This window comes from Planotetraspora kaengkrachanensis, assembly GCF_016862895.1.
Lineage (GTDB): Bacteria > Actinomycetota > Actinomycetes > Streptosporangiales > Streptosporangiaceae > Planotetraspora > Planotetraspora kaengkrachanensis.
This window is the reverse complement of sequence record NZ_BONV01000015.1, coordinates 47,504-70,815: the sequence shown is the minus strand read 5'-3', so window position 1 is coordinate 70,815 and position 23,312 is coordinate 47,504. Positions and strand designations below refer to the sequence as shown.

Genomic DNA, 23,312 nt, shown 5'->3' with positions numbered 1-23,312 from the left:
GGAGCCGCAGCGCGGTGGGAGAGGCCCCTGAGGGGCCCGCCGGGCACCTCAGGGGCCGAGCAGGCGGCGTGCGCCGGGGCCCTCGTCGCCGAGGGTGTCGCACGGGTTCGCCAGGGCGCACCGGTCGATCGACAGGCAGCCGCATCCGATGCATTCGGTGAGGTCGTCCCGCAGTCGCTGGAGGTGCTCGATGCGGTCGGTGAGGTCGTCGCGCCACCACGCGGACACGCGCGCCCAGTCCTCGCGGTTCGGGGTGCGTTCCTCCGGCAGCAGGGCGAGGACCTCCTTGACCCGGCTGAGCGGGATGCCGACACGCTGGGCGACCCGGATGAAGGCGACCCGGCGAAGGGTGTCACGGGTGAAACGCCGCTGGTTGCCGCTCGTCCGGCGGCTCCGGATGAGGCCCTGGCGCTCGTAGAACCGGAGAGCCGACGAAGGGACGCCGCTCCGGTCCGCCAGATCGCCGACCGTGAGCTCGCGGGCCTGCCAGGACACAGTCACGGCCCCACGCTAGCGAACCTGAACCATTGTTGAAGTATCTTCACGGATCGTCCGCCGACGGACACGTGCCCGTGGGGCCCGGCGGTCAGCTCGACTCGATCTCCAACGTGGCCACGCGGGCACGGGCCTCCACCATCGCCTCGCGGTAACGCTCGTCCCAGTGGGCGTCGTCGTCGGGGATGGCCCGGACGGTCTGGCGCGTGAGCTCCACCGGGCCACGCCGGCCGTGGGCGGTCCGCTTGACGATGATCAGCGTCCAGCCGTCCTCCATGACCGTGTCGACCTCCCAGCGAGGCGCGCCGCGGGCGTCGTCGGGCGCCGCCCTCCTCCACCCCCGGAGGAGGACCACCAGGAGGTAGATCAGGGCGGCGACCACGATCAGCGCCACGGGGAGGGCGAACAGCCGCATCGGGTCCTCCCTCCTTCGCCGTGGGTCAGTGCGTCACTTGGTGGGCAGCGCGACGCCGCCGGTGTTGCCGGGGGCGTACACCGTGATGCCCTGCGGAAGCGCCTTGAGCTTCTCGATCTCAGCACATGTGGGGCACCTGTTGTAGCCGTCCTGGCGTGCCTTGTTGGCGTCCGCCTCGGCGCGGGCCGAGGCGACCCTGGCCTGGGCCTCGCTGACCTGCGCGAAGGCGGCCTGCGCCTTGTCGACCGCCGCCTGGACCTCGGGCGGCAGGGTGACGCGGGAGAGGTTGAAGTGGATGTCGGTCAGGAACTCCCCGCCCAGCGTCGACTTGAAGTCCTCGGCGAGGCTCGTGTTCACCGCGTCCTGGATCTTCGCGATGTTCGCGTTGTTGCCCTGCTGGGGCAGGCCGCTCTGCGGATCGGTGTTGTTCTGCACGAGCGTGCAGGAGGACACGAGCTCGGCGCAGCGGAAGTTGTTGACCTCCGTCCGCAGGTCGTTGTCGATCACCGGGCGGATCATCTGGTCGAGGAACGCCGACCAGCCCGCGTCGCCGTCCCACGGGTAGTAGGTGCCGCCCGCCACGCTGCGGTAGGTCCGCGTGCCGTACCTGTCGTCGAACGACTTGAGCGTCGCGTGGTCGAGGTTGAGCGCGAAGTACACCGTGCCCTCGATGCCCATGTTGACGCCGTCGCTGCTCGGCACGGTGACCACGTCGACGCCGGAGCGCTCACCCTGGCCGACCGAGGTGATCGTGTAGAAGCGCTGCTGCGCCGGATACCGGTGGAGCTGGGACCACCATCCGACCCAGGTGACGCCAGAAGCGGGATCGATGACCTGGCGGACCTTGTTGTCGTCGAGCAGTCCGCCGTTGCGGACGACGGCCACCTCGCCTCCGCTGGTGCGCTCGAAGCCGTGGAAGGCCCCGATCACGGTCGGCACCGCGACGACGATGAGCGCGATGACGATCAGGATGGCGATTCTGCGGAGGGACCGGAAGCCGCCGGTCGCCGTGCGGACGGATGTGGGGGACATCGGCGGGTTCCTTCGACGGGTCGGGGGGCCGGTGGACCACGAGGAGATGATCCACTCAGCAGGAGAACGTAGCAGCAGAAGCCGGGGTTCCAGCTTCTGTACGGCCCCCTGACGCCGTGCGGAACGGTTATGGGCGCGGAGTCTCGACCAGTCGCAGGGCGCCGGTGCGGACGTCGTACAGCGCGCCTCCGACGGTGAGGTTCGCTGGCAGGAACGGGCTGGTCATGATCCGGGTGATGTCGTGCCGGAGGGTCTCCTCCTGGTCGCGCACGGTCTGGAATTCCAGGCTCCGGGTGTCGATGCCGTACTCCGCGGAGATGAGCCGGTGGACCTCGTCGTCGGTCGACTTCGACATCCGGCAGTCGGTGTGCGGCATGACGAGGACACGGTCCACGCCGAGCAGGTACACCGCGAGCACGAGCGTGCGGAGCACGTCGTCGGTGACGCGGGCACCGGCGTTGCGCAGGATCTTGGCGTCTCCCGCGCGCAACCCGAGTAGTCCGAGGGGGTCGATCCGCGAGTCCATGCACGTCACGACGGCGAGCCCGCGGGCGGCACGCCCGGTCAGATCGCCCTGCGAGAACGTGCTCGCGTACGTCTCGTTGGCGGCCAGCAGATCATCGAAAGCACCGGTCATGGGATTGATGTTCTCTCATGTCCATTTCGTTCGTTTGGTGGGGGTCCGGTGATCGGAACCCGGGATGCCGAAACGGCCTGTAGCAGCCGGGCTGAGCACACCGATATACGGGGGTCCGGCTCGTTCGACCACCGCGCACCGAGCCACTGGGAGAGTCGTGACGGATCTCGTATACGGAATCGAGTTCGGCGCCACGCACGCGGCCCTCGTGGTCGGAGAGAGGCCCGGGAGCCACACCGGGATCGGAGATCCCGAGCCGATCGGAAGCGAGATCCCCGCCCGCGTCCTCGGCCTCCTCCGGGTCCGCGCTCAGGCGCGGGTCCCGGGAACCCCGGCGATGGTGGTGATCGCGGTGCCCGCGTCGTGGGACGGGCAGCGGCGCGGTGAGATGGCGGAGTCCGCCGTCGCCGCCGGATTCGACCGGGCCAGGGTCCGCGTCGAGACCTCCGGCGCCGCCGTCGCCGCCCTCGGCCCGGGCCCTGCCGGCGCAGGGGCCGGCACCGGGGCCGGCACCGGGGACGACACAGGGCACGACACAGGGGACGACGCGGAGGCGGTCGCGCAGCGGCGGCCAACAGCGGGCCGTCCTCGGGCTCGACGGTCAGCCCTTCGCCCGGGTATACGTCCAGCCCTCCGGCCTCGCCGTCAGACTCCCCGTCCGATTCGTACACCCCGACCCCGTACGAGTCCCCCCTCCCCGGACGGACTTTCCGTGGCGGACACTCCCACGCCGGAGTACGACGACGGGCAGGACCAGGCCGAGGCGATCGACGACCTCCTCGACGAGAGCGCCTCCTCGCGGTCCGGCCTTTCCACCGCCATCAGCGACCTGTCGGCCTGCCGGGACATGGACGGCGCGCTCAGCACCGTGTCGAGCATCGGCGACGATCGTGATAGCCAGGCGAGCACCGCTCGGGACCTGGAGGTCGACGCGCTCGACGACGGATACTCGCTGCGGGACCATCTGGTCGAGTTGCTGGAGGACTCAGCGGCCGCGGACGAGGCGTTCCACGACGCCGGCTGGTCGTACCAGGACGACGGCTGCAGCGGCAGCATCACCGACTACTCGTCGTACGACGACGGCGTCTCCTACTCCGAGGACGCCGGCGCCGCGAAGGCCGCCTTCGTCGACCTGTGGAATCCGGTCGCCGAGTCGTACGGCCTCTCGACCCGGAGCCGGGACGAGATCTGAGAAGCCCACGCGCCCGTCTCCGCGCACCGGCGCCGGCCGGAACGCCGATGTAGGGTCCGACCGGTGAGCCGAAGGAGGTAGGCGATGAGCGGCATCGCACGGATGCGGTCGATCGTGCTCGACTGCCCGGACCCGAAGGCGCTGGCGGACTTCTACGCCGCCCTGGTGGGTTGGAAGATCGTACGGGTCGACGACGACTGGGTCACGGTCTCCGACGGCGGGCCGATCCGCCTGTGCTTCCAGCTGGCGCCCGACCACAAGCCGCCGGTCTGGACCGACCCCGAGCACCCGCAGCAGTTCCACCTCGACGTGACCGTCGACGATCTGGCCGAGGCGGAGGCCGCGGTGCTGGCGCTCGGGGCCGTCAAGCACGCCCACCAGCCCGGGGCCGACGACGGATTCACCGTCTTCCTCGACCCCGCGGGTCACCCGTTCTGCCTGTGCGTCGACGACTGAGCGGCGCCGACGCCGAGGCGGCACGGCGCCGACCTCGGCGGCTCGGTGCCGCTCAGCGGATCGCCGCCGGGCTAGAAGATCTGCGTGGCCTCCGACTGCTCGTCCGGCGTGCCGTCCGAGGGTGATGCGGCACCGTCCGCGCCCTCGGCGTGCGCCGAACCCGTGTAGCCGGGGCCGGCCCCGAGCGCGCCGCCGACGGCCGCGACCCCGTGCAGGAGCCGCACGCCGGAGCCGTCCCGGCGGCCGATTTCCTCGGGCAGGGGGACGGGCTTGCCCGTCGAGGAGACGGCCTTGGCCGGCGCGGGGCCCGCCCAGGCGAGCAGGAGCGTGTCCTCGCCCTTCAGGAACCGCTGGGCGCGGACGCCGCCCGTCGCGCGGCCCTTGGCCGGGAAGTCCGCGTAATCCGACACCTTGCCCGCGCCCGTCTGGGTGCCGGCGAGGGCCGTCGCCGACCCCGCGACCGTCACGACCCGCGCCTCCAGCGACGGGTCGACCGACCCGAACCAGATGACGCGCGCGTCGCCCTCCAGGCGGATGCCGGCCATGCCGCCCGCCGGACGGCCCTGCGGTCGCACCTGGGACGCCGGGTAACGGAGCATCTGGGCGTCCGAGGTGATGAACACGAGGTCGTGGTCGGCCGAGGTCAGCTCGACGGCGCCCACCACGGTGTCGCCCTCGCGAAGGCCGATGACCTCGAACTCGTCGCGGTTGGCGGGGTATTCGGGCACGACCCGCTTCACCACGCCCTGTGCCGTGCCGATCGCGAGGCCGGGGCCGTCCAGGTCGATCCCGCCGAGCCCGACGACGTGTTCGCCCGGCTCGAGCGTGACGTACTCGGACACGGGATGCCCGCCCGCCAGAGTGGGCGGGTTCGCCGACGGAGGCAGCGCGGGCAGGTCCACCACGGACACCCGGATCATGCGTCCCTCGGACGTGACGGCGCCCACCTCGCCGCGGATCGTGGCACGGACGACGGAGACCAGGACGTCGTGCTGCGCCCGCTCACCCTCGCCCCCGAGCGGGGACGCGTCGGTCGTGCGGGCGAGGAGCCCGGTCGACGAGAGCAGCACGAGGCACGGGTCGTCGGCCACCTCCAGCGGCACGGCGGCGGTCCGCACGACGTCGGCCGACTCCAGCAGCACGGTACGGCGGGGCGTGGAGTAGGTCTTCGCGACCTCGGCCAGCTCGCCGGAGACGACGGTGCGCAGGCGGTCCTCCGAGGAGAGGATCGCGGTCAGCTCGTCGATCTCGGCCTGGAGGGTCTCCTTCTCGCGGTCGAGCTCCAGCTTGTCGTAGCGGGTGAGGCGGCGCAGCGGGGTGTCGAGGATGTAGTTGGCCTGGATCTCGCTCAGCGAGAAGGTCTCGATCAGCCGCGCCCGCGCCTGGGACGAGTCGTCGGAGGTGCGGATCACCCGGATGACCTCGTCGATGTTGAGCAGCGCGATGATGAGGCCGTCCACCAGGTGGAGGCGCTCCTCCCGCTTGCGGCGGCGGAAGGCCGATCGCCTGCGCACGACGTCGATGCGGTGCTCGACGTAGACCGACAGGAGCTCGCGCAGCCCCAGCGTCCTCGGCTGGCCCTCGACGAGCGCCACGTTGTTGATGCCGAAGGTCTCCTCCATCGGCGTGAGCCGGTAGAGCTCGTCGAGGACGGCCTCGGGGTTGAAGCCGTTCTTGATCTCGATGACGAGTTGGAGGCCCTTGTGCCGGTCGGTGAGGTCCTTGAGGTCGGCGATCCCGGTCAGCTTCTTGGCGTTCACCAGCTCCTTGATCTTGGTGACCACGCGCTCCGGGCCGACGTTGTACGGAAGCTCGGTGACGACGATGCCCTTGCGGCGCGGCGTCACGTTCTCGACCGTCGCCCTGGCCCGCATGCGGAAGGTGCCCCGGCCGCTCTCGTAGGCGTCCCGGACGCCCTGGAGACCGATGATCGAGCCGCCGGTCGGCAGGTCGGGCCCGGGGACGAAGCGCATCAGCTCGTCGAGCGTCGCGTCCGGATGCCTGATCAGGTGCCGGGCCGCCGCCACGACCTCGCTGAGGTTGTGGGGAGCCATGTTGGTCGCCATGCCGACCGCGATGCCCGTGGTGCCGTTGACGAGGAGATTGGGGAACGCCGACGGCATCACCGAGGGCTCGGTCTCCTGGCCGTCGTAGTTGGGCCGGAAGTCGACGGTCTCCTCGTCGATCGACTGGACCATGAGCATGGCCGCAGGGGCGAGCCTGGCCTCGGTGTACCGCATCGCGGCGGGGGAGTCGTCCGGCGAGCCGAAGTTGCCGTGCCCGTCGATCAGCGGCAGCCGCATCGAGAACGGCTGCGCCATGCGCACGAGGGCGTCGTAGATGGCGCCGTCGCCGTGCGGATGGTACTTGCCCATGACCTCGCCGACGACGCGGGAGGACTTGACGTGGCCGCGGTCCGGACGCAGGCCGAGCTCGCTCATCGAGTAGAGGATGCGGCGCTGGACGGGCTTGAGCCCGTCCCGGGCGTCGGGGAGCGCACGCTGGTAGATGACCGAGTAGGCGTACTCCAGGTAGCTCGCGCGCATCTCAGCGGACACGTCGATGTCGACGATCCGCTCCTCGAACTCCTCGTCCGGTGTGGGTGTGGTCGTCCGTCGGGCCATATCGAACATTGTGCCGATGTCCAGGCGTGGTCGCGACTCGGCCATGGTTCCTGCCCGATTTGGTACCGCTCGTGCCGGGCGTCCCGCCGGCGGCGGTCCGCGCATCGGCGGGGAGGCGGCGTCCGCGCATCGGCGGCAGGACAGGTCAGGCATGTCCCGCGGGGCCGGATCTCGCATTCCGTGTTCGGGACATCATTTCAGCACCATTCATTGCCAACCCCAGGGAAAAGGGCGACCATCCATCTCAGTGCTCGCGCGATATGGGTGGGGGAGCCTCGAATGGCTTTGTGGTGCCTGGGAGTCGATCTAGGTACGAGTTTCTCCGCTGGGGCGATTGCGACGGACGACCGTATAGAAATTCTTGAAATCGGGGGAGAAAAGCGGATTCCGTCCACAATTCTGCTCAATGAACAGGGCGTGCTGGTCGCCGGACGGGTGGCGCAGCGGTCGATGGCCGCCATCCGGAGCGGGTGGAGCGCAACCCGAAGCGGTACGTCGGCAAGAAGACGCTTGGCGATCGTGGCGTCGCACAACTCTCTGAGCCGATCGCAGGGGTCCGGCGTCATCCGTCCCCGTCTCCGTCCCCCGGCCGGTGGCCGTCGTGGGGGTGATGGTGGTCGGCCCAGCCCGCGGCTTCGTCGTGCGAGAACTCCGTGCCGGGGTCCCAGTACGCCGGCTCGCCGGGGTCGGGAATGAAACGATCATATTCGGCGAGATCGGAATGGCCGTCGTCGGGTGAATTAACGGTTTCATAGAACATTGCGGCGCTTTCTTCATCGGTCGGAGAAAGGGCCGGGTCGTAAAGCAGTCGCTGGAACTCCATTGATTCCGCACCGTCGAGATCATGATTACGGTCGAATATCATGCCCGCCCATCCCCTGCCGGTACGGCGTTCCGCGTGATCTCATCGTGGCAGATTCCCGCACCGGGGGAGGTCGCGTGTCCGTCCCCACAGTCGGCGACGACGAGAACGTCCTTCTCGGGGCCGCGCGCGCAGGAGACGCCGAGGCGTTCCGGCGTTTGTGGGCCCCCGTCGCGCGCAGGGCGTTCGGTCTGTGCCTGCACCTCACGGACAACCGGGCGGACGCACTCGACGCGATCCAGGAGACCCAGATCGCCGTGTGGCGAAACCTCGGCCGATTCGAGGGCCGCGCGCCGTTCGCCGCCTGGGTCATGGTGATCGCGCGCAACTCCGCCCGATCGGTGGCGCGGCGGGTCAGGGCGGCGCGGGAGGACCTGCTGTTCCCCGAGGCGGCGGAGCCCGCCGCCATGGAGAGCGGCTTCGACGAGACCGTCGCGGGCCTGGTCGACCTGCGCCGCGCGCTGGCCGCGCTGCCCACGTCGCACAAGGAGGCCCTGCTGTTGTGGGCGGGCGGGCTCACCTACGAGCAGACGGCGGCCGGGCTCCAGGTCCCGCTCAACACCGTACGGGTCTGGATCTTCCGGGCGCGCAAGGCGCTGCGGGAGACGCTCGGGCCGCGGTGAGGCGGGCACGTCAGCGCTCCAGCCGGTAGACGCTCACTCTCGGCACGCGCACGACGCGGTCGCCGTCGACGTATCCGGGGCGTTCGGTGCTCGCGACGACGTCATGGAGACGGGGGTCGGCCGTCGGGACGACGTCGACCGCTTCGTGCACCCGCCCGTCGAAGGGCTGACCGTCGGCCCCGATCTCCCGCACTCCCGCGGGGCCCAGGGCGTCGAGCAGGCGGTCGGCCAGGAGGGGGTGCCGCTCGCCGAGCTGGTCCCTGAACCGGACGCAGGCGTCCACCAGTGCGTCCCTGCCGGGCTCTGCGGCGAGCAGCCGGTCGATCTGCTGTGCCAGGGCGTCGCTCACCCCACCGGCCGCGATCTCCCGCAGAGCCGCCGTGAGATGGCCGGTCCCGCCGGCTGCGGCCGTCCAGGAGGACGTGGCCGTTCCCACGGACGCCGCCGCGGGGAAGCCGGCGATCCGTGCGGACGGCGCGGAGGCCGGTCCACCGGAATGGGACGGCTGCATGGCCGGCACCCCCGGGGGCCACGCCTCCGTCTGCGGAGCCCGTCGTCCGCGTGCGACGAAGACCGCGCCCACTCCGCCGACGACCAGAACGAGGGCGAGCCCGCCCACCAGCCGGCCGCCCGAGGAGCCCTCGGCGTCCACCGGCGCGGCGGTGGTGGGCGGGATCGTCACGGGTGTCGTCTTCTTGTCCGTGGGGGTCGGGTGCGGGCTCGCGCTCTGCTTGGTCTGCCCGCCGCCCTTCGCGGGACTCTTGGACGTCCTGGGCGTGGCGGTCCCGCCGCCCGCACCCTGTTTCGGCTTGCCGGTCGTCTTGGCCGTCACCCGGGGGTCGGGCGTCCTCGTAGGGGGCTCGACCGGGGCGGCCGCCCCGTCTGCGGTGAGGGAGGTGATCGGGCGCAGCGTCCCGTCGGGCTGTGTCGCCTCGCCCGCCGCCGCGGGGTCGTCCTGTGCCTGACGGGAGGCCGCCTGGCCGTCCCGTGCCCGGCCTGCGGCCGCCGTGCTGACGGACGGCTCCGCCCCCACGGGAGTGGTGACGGCGGACGGCGGCTCGGGGCGGCCGGCCGGCGCCGCCTCCTGCCCTCCCGCTCCGCATCCGGCGAGGACGACCATGATCAACAACAGGCCGGGTGCCGCGATGCGCCGGCGGCTGATCGCCGGGGACGCGGGCTCCGCCGCTCGGGGGCCTCGCCGGTGACGGTGACCGGGTCGAGTGGGGTTCATGCCCTTCTCCTCCTGTGGGGCCGGCCGTCCTGGCCGGAGGCGACTCTCCCGGGTCTCACTCGGCGCGGTCGGCCTCGATCCAGGCGTCGGTCTCCGCCTCGTGCGCCTGGTTCGACCACTGGACCTCGCGGTCGTGCTGGATCACGTCGTTGTAGACCTGGTCCTGGTAGGTGTAGCCCTCGAGCACACTCGAGTTCCGCGCCGCGTTGTCGATCCGCTCCTCGGCCGAGGCGAGCTCGTCGTCGGAGACCGAGCTCGGGTCGAGCGCCGACCTGTAGACGGTTCCCGCGTCGGCCATCTGCGAGTTGAGGTTGTCGAGGAAGCCGCCCATGCCGCCGCCCACCGGCGGCACGTAGGCGGCCGTCGTCTCGGGGAACAGGGGAGCGGAGTCGGCGTAGTCCGTCGAGTCGTCCACCGGGGTGAGGGTCGCCGCGTCCGAGGTCGGAGGAGCCGGACGAGTCCGAGGAGCCCGACGTGTCGGAGTAGTCGTCCAGCACGGAGTCGGCGATGCCGTCGCTGTTGCCGTCCGTGAACTGCTGGTCGGCGATTCCGTCGCTGTTGTTGTCGACGAGCAGGGTGTCCTCGGTCCCGTCCCTGTCGAGGTCGGCCCACTGCGTGTCGGCGTCGAAGGCGTCCATGCGTTGCTCCGTCGTATTCCGGACAGGTGTGTCACGGAGGGGGACGCCGACGGAGGGCGCATTGTTTCAGCGGATGCCCGGCGGAGTTCGCCCGCCGGGCGTCGCGGTCATGCGGGACGGCGTCAGCCGCGAGGTCCCGCCCCCGGCCACGGACCCGGCGTGACGCCCTCGTCCTCGTCGCCGGGCACGTTCAGCTTGTCGTCGTAGATCCGGAAGCCGCGGGCCTGGTAGTTGGCCAGGGCCGCCGGGCTGTCCAGAGAGCAGGTGTGCACCCAGACGCGGCGCGTCTTCTCGCGGCCGGGCCAGCGGTCGGCGAGGTCCCAGGCGCGGGCGGCGCCGGTTGCCAGCAGGTGCCCGCCGAGGCCCCGCCCGATGGCGAACGGCAGAAGCCCGAAGTTGGTGATCTCCACCGAGCCCTCGTCCTGGGCGGCGAGCTCCACGTATCCGGCGGGCGTCCCCTGTGACCAGGCGACCCAGGTCTCGAGGCCGGGACGGCTGAGCCAGTCCATCCACTGCCGCCAGGTCCAGGTCAGCCGCGTGGTCCACTGCCAGTCGCCGCCCACCGCGGTGTAGAGGAACCGGCTGAACTCCGGGCTCGGGTGTTCCGCGCGGACGATCTCGGCGGGATCGGAGGGCGGGCGGCCGGGGCGCAGGTCGCCGGGGCCGGTCTGTTCGAGATACCACGTGGTGACGTCCATAGCAGGGCTTATCAAACCATGACATCTCGCCCATTCGGCGGACGCCCCTCGCAGACGGGGACCTCGGGTACGGAGGCGGTTCGTCACCTGAACCTGGTACCAATGACCGGGTGAGCGAAGAGGAGTCCCTGAGGGAAGAGGCCGAAGAGCGGTTGCGGGCGCTGGCCGGTGAGGGCGCGCGCCTGCGCGACGACCAGTGGGCTGCGATCAAGGCCCTGGTGGTCGACCGCCGACGGGCACTGGTCGTCCAGCGCACGGGCTGGGGCAAGTCCGCCGTCTACTTCATCGCGACGGCCTTGCTGCGCGAGCTGGGCGAGGGCCCGACGGTCATCGTCTCGCCGCTGCTCGCGCTCATGCGCAACCAGATCGCCGCGGCGGAGCGGGCCGGCATCCACGCGGCCACCATCAACTCGGCCAACCCCGAAGAGTGGGAGAAGACCTACGCACAGGTCGCAGAGGGCATGGTCGACGTGCTCCTGGTCAGCCCCGAACGGCTGAACAACCCCGAGTTCCGCGACCAGGTCCTCCCCGAGCTCGCCGAGAGCGCCGGCCTCGTCGTCATCGACGAGGCCCACTGCATCTCCGACTGGGGGCACGACTTCCGCCCCGACTACCGCAGGCTCCGCACGCTGCTCGCGGAGCTCCCGCCGGGCATCCCCGTGCTCGCCACCACCGCGACCGCCAACGCGCGGGTCACCCGTGACGTCGCCGAACAACTGGCCGTCGTCGCGGATCCGGAGGAGGCCGAGCTCGACGACGTCCTGGTCCTGCGGGGTCCGCTGGAGCGGGAGAGCCTCCATCTCGGCGTCGTACGGCTCCGCGGCGCCGAGCAGCGGCTCGCGTGGCTGGCGCGGACGCTCCACGAGCTGCCCGGCTCGGGGATCGTCTACACGCTGACCGTGGCGGCCGCCCAGGAGATCGCGGCCTACCTGCGCGAGCAGGGGCACCCGGTCGCGGCCTACACCGGGCAGACCGAGCCCGCCGAACGGCTGGCCGCCGAGGAGGATCTGCTCGGCAACAGGATCAAGGCGCTCGTCGCCACCTCGGCCCTCGGCATGGGGTTCGACAAGCCCGACCTCGGCTTCGTCGTCCACGTGGGCGCCCCGGCGTCACCGGTGGCGTACTACCAGCAGGTCGGCCGGGCGGGGCGCGGCGTTGAGCAGGCCGAGGTGATCCTCCTGCCCGGCACCGAGGACCAGGAGATCTGGAGCTACTTCGGCTCGCTGGCGTTCCCGCCCGAGCCGGTGGTCCGCGCCACGCTGGACACGCTCGCGGCAGGGGAGATCACGTCGACCGCCGCGCTGGAGACGCGCGTCGACCTCAGCCGCACCCGCTTGGAGATGATGCTCAAGGTCCTCGACGTGGACGGCGCGGTCCGCCGGGTCAAGGGCGGCTGGGAGGCGACCGGCGAGTCCTGGACCTACGACGCCGACCGCTACGCGCGCGTAGCGGCGGAGCGCAAGGCGGAACAGGACGCCATGCTCGCCTACATCACGACGGCCGACTGCAGGGAGGAGTTCCTCCGCCGCCACCTGGACGACGAGGCCGCGACCCCGTGCGGCCGATGCGACAACTGCACCGGCGCCCACCGTTCCGCGGAGATCGCGCAGGAGGCCGTGGAGGCCGCCCGCGCCCGCCTCACGCGGCCGGGGATCGAGATCGAGCCGCGACGTCAGTGGCCGACCGGGCTGGCCGACCTCAAGGGGCGGATCAAGCCGGACCTGTCGGCCGATCCCGGGCGCGCCCTCGGCCGGCTGACCGACATCGGCTGGGGCACCCGCCTCAGGGAGATACTCGCCGCGGGCGACGCCCCCGTGCCGGACGAGGTGCTCTCCGCGGTCGTCGCGGTGCTGACGTCGTGGAAGTGGGAGCAGCGCCCCGTCGCCGTCGTGAGCGTCCCCTCGGCCTCCCGTCCCACACTGGTCCGCAGCCTCGGCGAGGGGATCGCGCGGATCGGACGGCTGGCTTACCTGGGCGAGCTGGGTTATCGCAGCGGCTCCCCGGGCCGTCAGTACAACAGCGCCCAGCGGGTGGCCGCGATCCGGCACACCCTCGCGATGCCGCGCGAGCTGGGCGGCAGGATCGCCGAGCTGGGCGGGCCCGTGCTCCTCGTCGACGACCGCGTGGACACCGGCTGGACCATGGCGCTGGCCGCGGCGCAGATCCGGCACGCGGGCGCGCCCGCGGTGATGCCCCTGGCGCTGGCCACCACCAACTGAGCCCCAACCAGCCGGGCCCGACACAGCCGAAGCCCGGGCGCCTGAGCCCGGGCTCCTCAGCACAAGCACCTGAGCCCGGAAACGGGACAGGCCCGCGCCGACGGCGAGGGCCTGTCCCGGACGACCGATCAGAGGCGGGGGCGGGCGCCGAGGTTGGAGATGCACTTGGCGGCCAGGGCGTTGCCCGCGGCGAGCGCCTCGGCCGGCGGCTTGCCGTCCAGCCACTGGGGCAGGAAGCCCGCGGTGAACGCGTCACCGGCGCCCGTGCCGTCGACCACCCGCTCGACCGACTCGGCCGGCACGCGAACCGGTTCCGCCCGGTTGTTGGTGTACCAGAGCGAGCCCTCGTCCTTGAGCTTGATCACGACCTGCGGGAACCAGGCGGTCAGCACCTTGGCGGCGGCCTCGGGCTCGTCGCGGCCGGTCAGGACCTTGGCCTGGTCGATGTTGGCGAACAGCAGCTTGGCGCCGTGGGTCCACTCGAGGAACGGCTCCGCCCCGGTGCGCTCGACCGGCGCCGAGGACGCGCAGTCGACCGAGATCGACATCCCGGCGCGGCGGGCGAAATCCAGCGCGGCCAGGCCGGCGTCGCGGGAGCCCTCGTTGATCAGCGTGTAGCCGGAGATGTGCAGGTGGCTGCCGCCCGTGAACAGGTCCCGGGGCAGGTCCTCGGGGGAGAGGGCGGCGTTCGCGCCCGGGTCGGAGAGCATGGTCCGCTCGCCCTTGTGCGTCACGAGGACGACGCAGGTGCCGGTGGGCCGCTCGGGATCCATCACGAGCCTGGCGTCCACGCCGTAGCCCATGAGCTCCATGTCGCGGTTCCTGCCGGTGATGTCGGCGCCGCGGCGTCCGATGAAGGCCACCTCCGAGCCCTCCACGGCCAGCCAGGAGGCGATGTTGGCGCCGGAGCCGCCACCGTGCATTGTCACCACGGCAGGGGTGTCGCTCGCCCTCGCGAGAGGGAACTTGGCGCGGGCGACCGCGTCCGTCATGAGATCGCCCACCACGACGACCCGCGTCATGATGTCACCACCTTGCCGACTGCTGTGGAGGTGAGTCCGCCGACGCCTGTGGAGGGGCGGCGTCCTCTCCGTGCTGTGAGGCTGACGCGAAGAAACCTAACAGTTTCCGGAGGCGCCGTGGGGCAGAGAGCGGACACCGGGGCGCAGTCGATGCACAAGCGTTGTCCAACTCACCAGCTGGAGAGTTGTCTTCTTCCCCCGCGATCCCGGCCGTTCAAAGGGGACGTTACGCCCGGGTTTCGTAAAAGTAAGAAACACCTCAATCAACAGAAAGCCGGACAACGCTAGCCTCTCGTTCGTGCGACCTCATTACCCCGCTCACTGGGAGGCGGACGTCGTCCTGTCCGACGGCGGCACGGCACACCTGCGCCCGATCAGGCCGGACGACGCCGACCTGCTGCGCTCCTTCTACTCCCGGCTGTCCGAGCAGTCGATCTTCTTCAGGTTCTTCGGCCCGAGGCCGCGGCTCACCGACAGGGAGGTCGCCTGGTTCACCAACGTCGACTACGACGACCGCGTCGCCCTCATCGCCACGATCGGCACCGAGATGGTCGCGGTCGTACGGTACGACCGGGTCGAGCGCGGGGACAGCGCCGAGGTCGCCTTCCTCGTCGAGGACCGCCATCAGGGCAGGGGAATGGCGTCGGTCCTGATGGAGCACCTCAGGGCCGCGGCGCGAGAGCGCGGCATCAGGACGTTCATCGCCGACATCCTGCCGGGCAACCACCGGATGACGGGCGTGCTCCGGCAGGCCGGTTACACGGCGCAGAGCCAGTTCGAGGACGGCGTCGTGCGCATGACTCTCGACCTGGCGACCACGGAGAGCGCGCTCGAGGTCCGTCTCGCCCGCGAGCACCGCTCCGAGGCCCGTTCCATCGAACGCCTGCTGACGCCGGGCTCGGTCGCGGTCATCGGGGCCAGCAGGGAACCCGGAGGCATCGGGCAGACGGTCCTGCGCAATCTGCTCGGCGCCGACTTCTCCGGCCCGGTGTACCCCGTCCACCGGCACGTGCGCGCCGTCGCGGGCGTCCGGGCGTACAAGAGCGTCTCCGCGATCGACGGCGACGTCGACCTGGCCGTCGTCGCCGTACCCGCCGAGGGCGTGCTCGACGTGGTCAGGGAGTGCGCGGAGAAGGGGGTGAAGGGCCTCGTCGTGGTCTCGTCGGGCTTCGGCGAGACCGGGGACGACGGCCGGTTACGCCAGGAGGAGCTCGTCAGCATCTCCCGCGCGTACGGCCTGCGCGTTGTCGGCCCCAACTGCCTCGGCATCGCCAACACCGACCCCGCTGTACGGCTCAACGCGACCCTGGCCGAGGCCCTCCCCGGCCGCGGGCGGGTCGGGTTCTTCAGCCAGTCGGGGGCGCTCGGCACGGCCCTGCTGCAGAGGGTGGCCCAGCGGGGCATGGGGATCTCGACCTTCGTGTCCGCCGGCAACCGCGCCGACGTCTCAGGCAACGACCTCCTCCAGTACTGGGAGGAGGACCCCGACACCGACGTGATCCTGCTCTACCTCGAGTCCCTGGGAAACCCTCGCAAGTTCACCCGCCTGGCCCGGCGGATCTCGCGGAGCAAGCCGATCGTCGTCGTCAAGAGCCGCGGAGTACCGGGGGGCCACGCCGCTCCCGACCTGGGCCTGCCGGACACGGCGCTGAGCTCCCTGTTCGAAGAGGCAGGGGTGATCCGCGTCGACGACCTCACCCAGTTGTTCGACGTCGCCCAGCTACTGGCCTACCAGCCGCTTCCCGCGGGTCCCCGGGTCGGCGTGGTGAGCAACTCCGACGCGCTGGCGCTGCTCGCCGTCGAGGCCTGCGTCGCCGCCGGACTGGAGCCTGCCCCACCGGTGAACCTGGGCGCCCAGGCCAGGGCCGCCGAGTTCGCCGGAGCGCTGACGGAGGTCCTCCCCACAGTGGACGCGGCCGTCGCCGTCTACATGCCCCCGATCCCCGGCGGGTCCGGCGAGATCGCCGCCGCGCTGCTCCGGGTGGCGCGGGAGTCGGGCAAGCCGGTGCTGGCCACCTTCCAGGGCGAGATGGGCATGCCGGCCGCCCTGCGCACCCCCCTGTCACCCCAGGACGCCGCCGGCGCCCCCGGCGCACCGGGAAAGGGCTCGATCCCCTCCTATCCCGCGCCGGAGGAGGCCGTACGCGCCCTCGCCCATGTCGTACGGCACGCCCGCTGGCGGGAACAACCCGCGGGGACGGTCCCCGCCCTCGGGGGCATCGACGCCGCCGGAGCCAGGGAACTGGTCGCCGCCGCCGTCGGCGAGGACGGAGGGGACCGGGAGATCGACGCTACGGGGCTGCTTGCCTGCTACGGCGTGGAGGTGTGGCCGGCGGAGGAGGTCGCCTCGCCCGACGAGGCCGTCGCGGCGGCCGAGCGGGCCGGCTGGCCCGTGGTGGTCAAGGCCACCGGCCCCGGCGCCTCCCAGCGGGCCGGAACCGTCCGGCTTGGCCTCGGCGAGCCGTCCGGCGTCCGGCAGGCCTACACCGGCCTGGCCGCCCTGCTCGGGCCGGAGACGACCCTCGCCGTCCAGCGGATGGCCCCGCAACCAGCGGTGCCCACCGTCGTCGGGGTGGTCCAGGACGGCCTCTTCGGCGGGGTGGTGTCCTTCGGGCTGGCCGAGGTCGCCGCCAGGCTCCTCGGCGATCGCGAGCACCGCCTCGCCCCCCTCACCGCGGAGGACGCGGAAGGCCTGGTCCGGTCCGTACGCACCGCGCCGCTGCTCTTCGGCCAGTACGGCTACCCGCCGGTGGACGTGGAGGCGCTCGGCGAACTGCTCGTCCGGGTGGGGCTGCTGGCCGACGCGCTGCCCGAGGTGGTCAGGATGGAGCTCGACCCTGTCCTGGTGGGCACGTCCGGGGTGACGGTCCTCGGCGCCCGCGCGGTGCTGCGGCCCGCGGCCGTCCTCCGCCCGGACGGGGGCCCCCGCCGCCTGGGCTGAAGGGGGCGGAGCCGCTCGGGTGTGAAACCGGTGTCCCTTACAGGGCAGGATGGACCCATGAGGGAAACCCGAGTCTCCGCCGCGGGCATGCGCGAGGCCATCGACCGCAGCGGCTACTACCCCGACCTGGTGGCTGACGCCGTCGACTCCGCACTCGGCAAGGAGCAGGTCACGGCGTACGTCGTGCATCACGAGGCCACGTTCGACCCGGCGATGGAGGTCCGCAGGCACGTCACGGTCCTGGTGCTCTCGCCCACCAGGCTGCTCGTCTGCCACACCGACGAACACCCTCCCGCCGAGGGCATGCCCGCCTCGCACGCCTCCACCACCACCGAGGCCGTGCGGCTCAGCCGGATCCAGTCGGTCGCGGTGACCAGGGTCGTCCCCGACCCGGCGTCCTACGTGCCGGGGGTCGCCCCCAGCGAGGTCACGCTCACCATCGGGTGGGGCGCCATCTCTCATCTCGATCTCGAGCCCGCCACCTGCGGAGACGAGAACTGCGAGGCCGACCACGGCTACACCGGCGCGATCACGGCCGACGACCTCTCGCTCCGGGTGAGCGAGGCGGCCGACGGCCCCGAGGCCGTCGTCCACGTGCTGGCCTTCGCCAAGGCGCTCTCGGAGGCCACCGCCCGCGCCGCCACCTGATGATCCGCACCGAATGAGCCTGGAGGCGATGTGACAGAGCCGGGGATCCCTGGTCCGCTGCCCACGACGGTGTCCGACACGCCGCCGGCCGTGCCCTTCGTCCCGGCGTACGGCACGGCCTCGCTCGCGGATCTGCCGGAGTCCCTGCTCGCCTCCCTGGGGATGCCCGCCACCGACGTCCTCGGGCTGGAGCCCGCGGAACGGGTGTGCCTGTTCCTCGTCGACGGGCTGGGGGCCGAGCTGCTGGCCGCGCATCCCGGCGCGGCGCCGTTCCTGTCGGCGCAGCTGCGGCGGACGCTCACCGCGGGCTTCCCGTCGTCCACCCCGACGAGCCTGGCCACGCTCGGCACCGGCACCCCGCCGGGCGAGCACGGGATGATCGGCATCTCCATGGCGATCCCGGGTGAGGGCCGGATGCTGAACTGCCTGCGCTGGACGGCTCCCGGCCTGCCCGTCGACCCCGACGTCTGGCAGCCGGCCGACACCGTCTACCAGCGGATGCACGCCAACGGGATCCGTCCCGTCTACGTCGCCCCGGCGGCCTTCGACGGCACCGGGCTGACCCGGGCGGTCTACCGGGGCGTGCGCCACCACGCGGCCGAGACGGTCGACGATCGGGTCGAGGGCGTGCGGCGGGCACTGGCGGAGAGCTCCTACGTGGTCGTCTACTACGGCGAGCTCGACGGCATGGGCCACATGACCGGGTGGGGCAGCGCCCAGTGGCTGGAACAACTGGCCATCGTCGACCGCATGGCGGAGCGGATCGCCGAAGGGCTGCCGCCCGGGTCGGCCCTGTACGTGACGGCCGACCACGGCATGATCAACGCCGTCGACAAGGTCGACGTGGACGAGTCGCCCGTGCTCCAGGAGGGCGTGGTCATGCTGGGCGGCGACGCCCGCGCCCGCCACGTCTACACCGCTCCCGGCGCGGCGGCCGCCGTCCTCGAGACGTGGCGCGCGGTCTTCCACGGCCGCGCCTGGGTGGTCTCGCGCGAGGAGGCCGTCGCCGAGGGCTGGTTCGGCCGCACGGTGCGCAAGGAGTGGCTCGGCCGGATCGGCGACGTCATGGCCGTGCCGTACGGCGGTTGCGCGATCGTCGCGTCGATGGCGGAGCCGCTCGAGTCGTCGCTCGTCGGCTACCACGGGTCGCTGACGACCGCCGAGCAGACCGTTCCCCTGCTCGGGATCCACCGGTGACGGCCGCACGGACTGCTCAGCCCGGGGCAGGGGGGGCACAATGACGAGGCGCATCGCGTCAGGAGGGATGTTCCGATGAGCCCACTGATCACTCCGGAGGAGCTGGCCGCGCTCCACGAGGTCACCATCCTCGACGTGCGATGGAGGCTCGGCGGTCCTCCCGGGGCCGACTCCTACGCGGAGGGGCACATCCCGGGCGCCGTCTTCTGCGACCTCGACGCCGACCTCGCCTCCCCGGCGGGCCCGGGCGGACGGCACCCGCTGCCGGCCGCCGACGCGTTCCAGGCCTCGATGCGCCGCCTCGGCGTGTCCGCAGGCCGAACGGTCGTGGTCTACGACGACGCGGACTCCACGGCCGCCGCCCGCGCGTGGTGGACGCTGCGCTACTACGGCCACGGCGACGTCCGTGTGCTCGACGGCGGCCTGCGGGCGTGGGCCAGAGCCGGGCTGCCCGTCGTGAAGGAGCGCGACGACGTGACGCCGGGTGACTTCGAGGCGGTCCCCGGCGGGATGCCGCTGCTCGACGCGGACCAGGCCGCCGCGCTCGCGGAGAGCGGGGTCCTGCTCGACGCGAGGGCCGGAGAGCGTTACCGGGGCGAGGTCGAGCCCATCGACCCGGTGGCCGGTCACATCCCCGGAGCGGTCAGCGCCCCCACGGCGCAGAACGTCGAACCCGGCGGCCGGTTCCGCTCGCGGGGTTTCCTGCGCGAGCGGTTCAACACCCTGGGCGTGGTCGACGGCGTCCAGGTGGGCGCCTACTGCGGGTCGGGCGTCACCGCCGCCCATGAGGTCCTCGCTCTGGAGGTGGCGGGCATCACGGCCGCCCTCTACGCCGGTTCCTGGTCCAACTGGGTGGCCGACCCCTCCCGCCCGGTCGCCACGGGCTGACAGGCGTCCAGGTCCTCCTTCACAGACTGCGGCGTCCGCTCGCCCGTTCGTCTCCCGCGCCGAAGCACACGAAGCCGCCGACTCCGGTCTTCGCCGCGGCGGCGCCCAGCGCCTCCGCCGGGGTGCGGCCGCCGCCGAGGAAGGCGTGGAAGACCGTCATCAGGGCCGCGGCCTCGTCGTCACGCACGGGGGCGACCCCGGCGACCACACAGGCGGTGCCGCGATCGAGGAAGGCGCCGGCCAGGCCGAGCACGGCGCCGTCCACCGGCGCGTGCGCCATCCCCGCGTCGCACGCGGACAGGATCACCAGTCGCGGGACGGCCCGGAGCCGCCGCAGCTCGTACGCCATGAGCGGGCCGTCGTCCAGCGTGATCCGCGACGACATCGGGCTGCGCGGGGAGAACAGGCCGTGCGCCGCCACGTGGAGCACGTCGGCCCGCCCCAGCGCCGCGAGCATCCCGGCCCTCGTCCCGGCGGCCCGTTCGGCCCCCGGATGCGTGCGGACGACCATCTCCGCCTCCGGACCCGCGTGGGCGAGGCCGGGGCCGGCCAGTGCGACGACCACAGGCGCGCCGTACGGCTCACGCGCGCCGGACGACCGGTCCGCGGTGAGCCAGGAGGCGCCCTCGGCCGCCACGGACACCGGCCGCCCGCGAAGGCGGGGAAGCAACGGCCACGGCAGCGTGCACAGCGACCCGGTGGGGACGACGAGCACCGGTCCGCCACCCAGATCGACCGGCCCGAGCAGCCGCCGGCCGAGTGATTCCAGCTCGAGGTCCAGCCCGCCCGCGGCCTCGGCGTCCCGCAGGTTGCGGCGGCGCAGGCCGTACCTGATCCGGACGGTCGCCTCGGCCGCGGCGGTGTAGGACCCGAGCGAGTGCAGCGCGCAGCCCCGCGAGCTGACGGCGATCCCCCAGAGATCGTCCTCGTCCCGCACCAGCTCGACGAGGATGCCGTCGGTCGCGGAAGGGCGGGTGAAGACGGCGGGAGGGGGCACGCCCCTGACCATCGCCCGCCACCGCTCCGCCCAGGTGAGGACGCTCCAGGGATCGCCGCCGCCGAGCGCCGTCCGCAGACCGAACGCGGCGAGGTCCTCCGCCGGACGGGCCGCGTGCACCCGGGCCGCCTGCTCCCGGATCGCGTCCCCGGTCACGACCGACGCGAGTCCCGCCGCCGCGGCCTCCAGGGCGCCGGGACGGTCGCCGTCGAGGTGCAGGAGCATCGCCGCGGCGTGCTGCCTGATCACGGTCCTGGCGGGAGATCCGGAGAGGCGGCCGAGCTGCTCCCGCGCGGTCCCGAGGTCGCCGAGCCTGCAGGCCAGGCCGGCGGCCGTGAGCCGCAGCGCGTGGGAGTCGCCGGTCCACCCGGATCCGGCCAGGCGTCCCGCGCACGCGAGGAGGTCGGCCAGCAGTTCGTGACCGGGCTCCTCCTCGAGGACGCGGGCGCGCAGCAGGACCTCCTCCGCCAGGGACGCCCACGACGACCGGCCCTGCCCGGCGAGCTCGGCGAGCGCGGTCCCCGCCGTCGCGGCGGCCCGGTGGCCGTCGCCGGTGAGCAGCTCCGCCCGGGCCAGCAGGAGCCGGGCCTCGGGAAGCGCCGCGTGCGCTCCCGCCGCGACCAGGTCGGGCACGGCCCGCTCGACGACGGCCCGCGCCTCACCGGGCAGGCGCGCAGCCAGCAGCGCCTCCGCGTAGTCCGTCCGCATCGCCGCCAGGCGCTCGGGATAGCCGGACAACGCCGACTCGGCGGCGTGGTACCGCTCGAAGGAGGCGGGGACGTCCCCCCGGCGGGCGGCGACGAAGGGGAGGTTGCCCTCGGCCAGCATCGCCAGGTGGTCGAGACCCGACCGTCTGGCCAGTTTCGCGCACGCCGACAGGTCGGCCTCAGCCGCGCCGTACTCCTCGAGGAAGGTGTGCGCCAGACCCCGGTTGAGCAGGCCGCCCGCCTGGAACTTGGGGTCGCGGTCAAGTGACTCGATAGCGTCGTCGCAGTGGCGGACGGCCTCCCCGTGGCGGCCGAGGAGGATGAGCGCCACCGAGCGCTGCACGCCGAGCCGGGCCAGATCGCCGCCCGTGAGGTCCCGCTCCGCCAGGTCGGCCAGGCGCAGCCCGCCTTCGGGATCCCCGAGCTGGGCGCGGACCGTCACCAGGGACATCCTGGCCTGCGCCACGCGTCGCGGCAGCCCCTCCGCTGCCGTGATCGCCTGCTGCAGCCGCTCCTCGGCGAGGGTGAGGTCGCCCAGTTCCCTCGTGGCCAGAGCCGACGCGCGCAACGCGACCGAGAGCGCCTCCGGGCACGGCCCGCCCGCCGTCTCCGCCAGTACGGCTCTCGCCTCCGCCAGCGCGACTCGCGGATCGGTGCCGGAGAGCAGGACGGCGGCCTCCGCACGCGCCACGAGGGCGGCGGCACGCTCCGGCGTCTCCGGGCGGCCCGGCGGCACGCCCTCCGAGGCGGGCTCGGGACCTGTCACGAGCGGACGTGCAGCCACCGGGTGGACACCGGCGGCTCGCCGGGACGGTGGCAGACCACGCTGACCCAGCCCGTGGGCAGGCCGCCCACGGCGAACCGTCCGTTCTCCGACAGGTCGCGCGTCTTGCATACGTGCGCCGTGCGGATCTCGGCCTGCCAGCCGGCATCGGGGCCGGGAGCGGGGGAGACCTGTCCGGCCACCTCCAGGCGCCCGTCGGCGACGACGGCCTCCACGTCGATGACGAGCCCGGCCACCGCGAACCGGTGCATCCCCGGCCCGTCGTCGTCCGGCGCGTCCGGCGTCCCACCGCCGGACCTGGCGCCCGTCGGCCCGCGGACCTCGACGGGCGCCGCGACGACCCCTCCGGGCAGGCGTAGGTGGAAGGCCGCTCGGGCGTCGGCGCCGACCCGGCCGGGCACCGGGTCGGCGCCGGCGGCCAGCCGCAGCGCGGCGAGCAGGTACTCGTCCCTCATGCGGGCTCCTCCAGCAGGCCGCGCAGCCGCGACATGCACCGCGCCCGGGTCGGGCCGATGCTGCCCGGCGACAGGTCGAGGCGGATCGCGATCTGGGCGTAGGTCGCCTCCGGCCGGAGCACGGACAGCCGCAGAAGCGAGCGGCAGGGCTCGCCGAGGGTGTCGAGCCGTTCCCAGGCGTGCCGGCCGAAGTCGGCGTCGACGACGGCCGCGGACGGGTCGGGCAGCACGGCCTCGGGCAGGTCGTGACCCGCCGTCACCTCTCCCCGGCGCCGGCGGCTCAGCCGGAGCGCCTCGTGCCGGGTGGTGGTGACGAGCCACGCGCCGATCCGCTCGGGATCGCGGATTCCGTCGAGGTTCTCGACCATCCGCAACCAGGCTCCCTGGACCGCGTCGGCGGCGTCGGCGGGGCACAGCCCGAGGGCACGGGCGACCGCCCACATCCGGCCGCCGAAGCGGGCGACGAGGTCTTCCCACGCGGCCTGGTCGAGGCGGGCGAGGGGCTCTTCTACGGTCATGGACGTCACTTCGCGCATCGAGGGGGGAACGGT

Annotated in this window: 21 protein-coding genes; 8 read left to right on the top strand and 13 right to left on the bottom strand. The window is 72.6% G+C overall.

Going from position 1 to position 23,312, the window contains the following annotated elements:
- Positions 1 to 48: 48 nt before the first annotated feature.
- The 4 genes from soxR to Pka01_RS18460 all read right to left on the bottom strand — a co-directional run bounded on the left by soxR (position 49) and on the right by Pka01_RS18460 (position 2,579).
- On the bottom strand, positions 49 to 501 hold the full coding sequence (gene soxR, locus Pka01_RS18475) for a redox-sensitive transcriptional activator SoxR (RefSeq protein WP_373318164.1): 453 nt from the start codon (positions 499 to 501) through the stop codon (positions 49 to 51).
- A gap of 85 nt (positions 502 to 586) precedes the next feature.
- A complete protein-coding gene (locus Pka01_RS18470; protein WP_203884036.1) occupies positions 587 to 910 on the bottom strand; it encodes a hypothetical protein in 324 nt (107 codons plus the stop codon).
- A gap of 33 nt (positions 911 to 943) precedes the next feature.
- A complete protein-coding gene (locus Pka01_RS18465; RefSeq protein ID WP_203884035.1) occupies positions 944 to 1,942 on the bottom strand; it encodes an SPFH domain-containing protein in 999 nt (332 codons plus the stop codon).
- 127 nt (positions 1,943 to 2,069) lie between these two features.
- Complete coding sequence (locus Pka01_RS18460; protein WP_203884034.1) at positions 2,070 to 2,579, bottom strand: beta-class carbonic anhydrase; 510 nt, start codon at positions 2,577 to 2,579, stop codon at positions 2,070 to 2,072.
- A gap of 157 nt (positions 2,580 to 2,736) precedes the next feature.
- Between Pka01_RS18460 and Pka01_RS18455 the strand changes: the two genes are divergently transcribed.
- The gene (locus Pka01_RS18455) at positions 2,737 to 3,771 is read left to right on the top strand and encodes an acetate and sugar kinases/Hsc70/actin family protein (RefSeq protein ID WP_203884033.1); all 1,035 of its coding nucleotides are present in this window, start codon (positions 2,737 to 2,739) and stop codon (positions 3,769 to 3,771) included.
- A gap of 84 nt (positions 3,772 to 3,855) precedes the next feature.
- Positions 3,856 to 4,227, top strand: a complete 372-nt coding sequence (locus Pka01_RS18450) for a VOC family protein (RefSeq protein ID WP_203884032.1) — start codon at positions 3,856 to 3,858, stop codon at positions 4,225 to 4,227.
- 71 nt (positions 4,228 to 4,298) lie between these two features.
- Here Pka01_RS18450 and Pka01_RS18445 read toward each other — a convergent pair whose 3' ends face one another.
- Together Pka01_RS18445 and Pka01_RS18440 are read right to left on the bottom strand one after the other, a co-directional pair.
- Positions 4,299 to 6,851 carry a DNA gyrase/topoisomerase IV subunit A gene (locus Pka01_RS18445; protein WP_203884031.1) on the bottom strand — a complete coding sequence of 851 codons (2,553 nt, stop codon included), beginning with the start codon at positions 6,849 to 6,851 and terminating at the stop codon, positions 4,299 to 4,301.
- A gap of 562 nt (positions 6,852 to 7,413) precedes the next feature.
- Positions 7,414 to 7,716, bottom strand: a complete 303-nt coding sequence (locus tag Pka01_RS18440) for a hypothetical protein (RefSeq protein WP_203884030.1) — start codon at positions 7,714 to 7,716, stop codon at positions 7,414 to 7,416.
- 74 nt (positions 7,717 to 7,790) lie between these two features.
- Between Pka01_RS18440 and Pka01_RS18435 the strand changes: the two genes are divergently transcribed.
- Positions 7,791 to 8,336 carry an RNA polymerase sigma factor gene (locus Pka01_RS18435; RefSeq protein WP_203884029.1) on the top strand — a complete coding sequence of 182 codons (546 nt, stop codon included), beginning with the start codon at positions 7,791 to 7,793 and terminating at the stop codon, positions 8,334 to 8,336.
- 10 nt (positions 8,337 to 8,346) lie between these two features.
- Here the strand turns inward: Pka01_RS18435 and grpE are convergent, their stop codons facing one another.
- The 3 genes from grpE to Pka01_RS18420 all read right to left on the bottom strand — a co-directional run bounded on the left by grpE (position 8,347) and on the right by Pka01_RS18420 (position 10,903).
- Positions 8,347 to 9,567 carry a nucleotide exchange factor GrpE gene (gene grpE / locus Pka01_RS18430; RefSeq protein WP_203884028.1) on the bottom strand — a complete coding sequence of 407 codons (1,221 nt, stop codon included), beginning with the start codon at positions 9,565 to 9,567 and terminating at the stop codon, positions 8,347 to 8,349.
- Between the two features lie 55 nt (positions 9,568 to 9,622).
- Positions 9,623 to 9,982: a hypothetical protein gene (locus tag Pka01_RS18425; RefSeq protein ID WP_203884027.1), complete on the bottom strand. Its 360-nt coding sequence runs from the start codon at positions 9,980 to 9,982 to the stop codon at positions 9,623 to 9,625.
- A gap of 345 nt (positions 9,983 to 10,327) precedes the next feature.
- A complete protein-coding gene (locus Pka01_RS18420; protein ID WP_203884026.1) occupies positions 10,328 to 10,903 on the bottom strand; it encodes a GNAT family N-acetyltransferase in 576 nt (191 codons plus the stop codon).
- A gap of 110 nt (positions 10,904 to 11,013) precedes the next feature.
- On the opposite strand from Pka01_RS18420, the gene Pka01_RS18415 reads away from it, so the two are divergent.
- Entirely contained in the window at positions 11,014 to 13,122 is a 2,109-nt protein-coding gene (locus Pka01_RS18415) for a RecQ family ATP-dependent DNA helicase (protein WP_203884025.1), read from the top strand.
- A 128-nt stretch (positions 13,123 to 13,250) separates the two neighbouring features.
- Here Pka01_RS18415 and Pka01_RS18410 read toward each other — a convergent pair whose 3' ends face one another.
- Positions 13,251 to 14,144 (bottom strand): carbohydrate kinase family protein, encoded by an 894-nt coding sequence (locus Pka01_RS18410; RefSeq protein WP_203884024.1) that lies wholly within the window; start codon positions 14,142 to 14,144, stop codon positions 13,251 to 13,253.
- A 298-nt stretch (positions 14,145 to 14,442) separates the two neighbouring features.
- On the opposite strand from Pka01_RS18410, the gene Pka01_RS18405 reads away from it, so the two are divergent.
- The 4 genes from Pka01_RS18405 to Pka01_RS18390 all read left to right on the top strand — a co-directional run bounded on the left by Pka01_RS18405 (position 14,443) and on the right by Pka01_RS18390 (position 19,818).
- The gene (locus Pka01_RS18405; protein ID WP_203884023.1) at positions 14,443 to 17,085 is read left to right on the top strand and encodes a bifunctional acetate--CoA ligase family protein/GNAT family N-acetyltransferase; all 2,643 of its coding nucleotides are present in this window, start codon (positions 14,443 to 14,445) and stop codon (positions 17,083 to 17,085) included.
- A 57-nt stretch (positions 17,086 to 17,142) separates the two neighbouring features.
- Positions 17,143 to 17,733 carry a DUF5998 family protein gene (locus Pka01_RS18400; protein ID WP_203884022.1) on the top strand — a complete coding sequence of 197 codons (591 nt, stop codon included), beginning with the start codon at positions 17,143 to 17,145 and terminating at the stop codon, positions 17,731 to 17,733.
- 30 nt (positions 17,734 to 17,763) lie between these two features.
- Positions 17,764 to 18,930 (top strand): alkaline phosphatase family protein, encoded by a 1,167-nt coding sequence (locus Pka01_RS18395; RefSeq protein ID WP_239115099.1) that lies wholly within the window; start codon positions 17,764 to 17,766, stop codon positions 18,928 to 18,930.
- Positions 18,931 to 19,005: 75 nt separating this feature from the next.
- Entirely contained in the window at positions 19,006 to 19,818 is an 813-nt protein-coding gene (locus Pka01_RS18390; RefSeq protein WP_203884021.1) for a sulfurtransferase, read from the top strand.
- A gap of 19 nt (positions 19,819 to 19,837) precedes the next feature.
- On the opposite strand, the gene Pka01_RS18385 is transcribed toward Pka01_RS18390, so the two are convergent.
- From Pka01_RS18385 to Pka01_RS18375, 3 genes are read right to left on the bottom strand one after another with little or no spacing between them, the layout of a single operon-like run.
- Entirely contained in the window at positions 19,838 to 22,306 is a 2,469-nt protein-coding gene (locus tag Pka01_RS18385) for a CHAT domain-containing protein (RefSeq protein ID WP_203884020.1), read from the bottom strand.
- The gene (locus Pka01_RS18380; RefSeq protein WP_203884019.1) at positions 22,285 to 22,761 is read right to left on the bottom strand and encodes a hypothetical protein; all 477 of its coding nucleotides are present in this window, start codon (positions 22,759 to 22,761) and stop codon (positions 22,285 to 22,287) included. The genes Pka01_RS18385 and Pka01_RS18380 overlap by 22 nt, the downstream gene beginning before the upstream one ends.
- Complete coding sequence (locus Pka01_RS18375) at positions 22,758 to 23,279, bottom strand: RNA polymerase sigma factor (RefSeq protein WP_203884018.1); 522 nt, start codon at positions 23,277 to 23,279, stop codon at positions 22,758 to 22,760. The genes Pka01_RS18380 and Pka01_RS18375 overlap by 4 nt, the downstream gene beginning before the upstream one ends.
- Between the last annotated feature and the right edge of the window lie 33 nt (positions 23,280 to 23,312).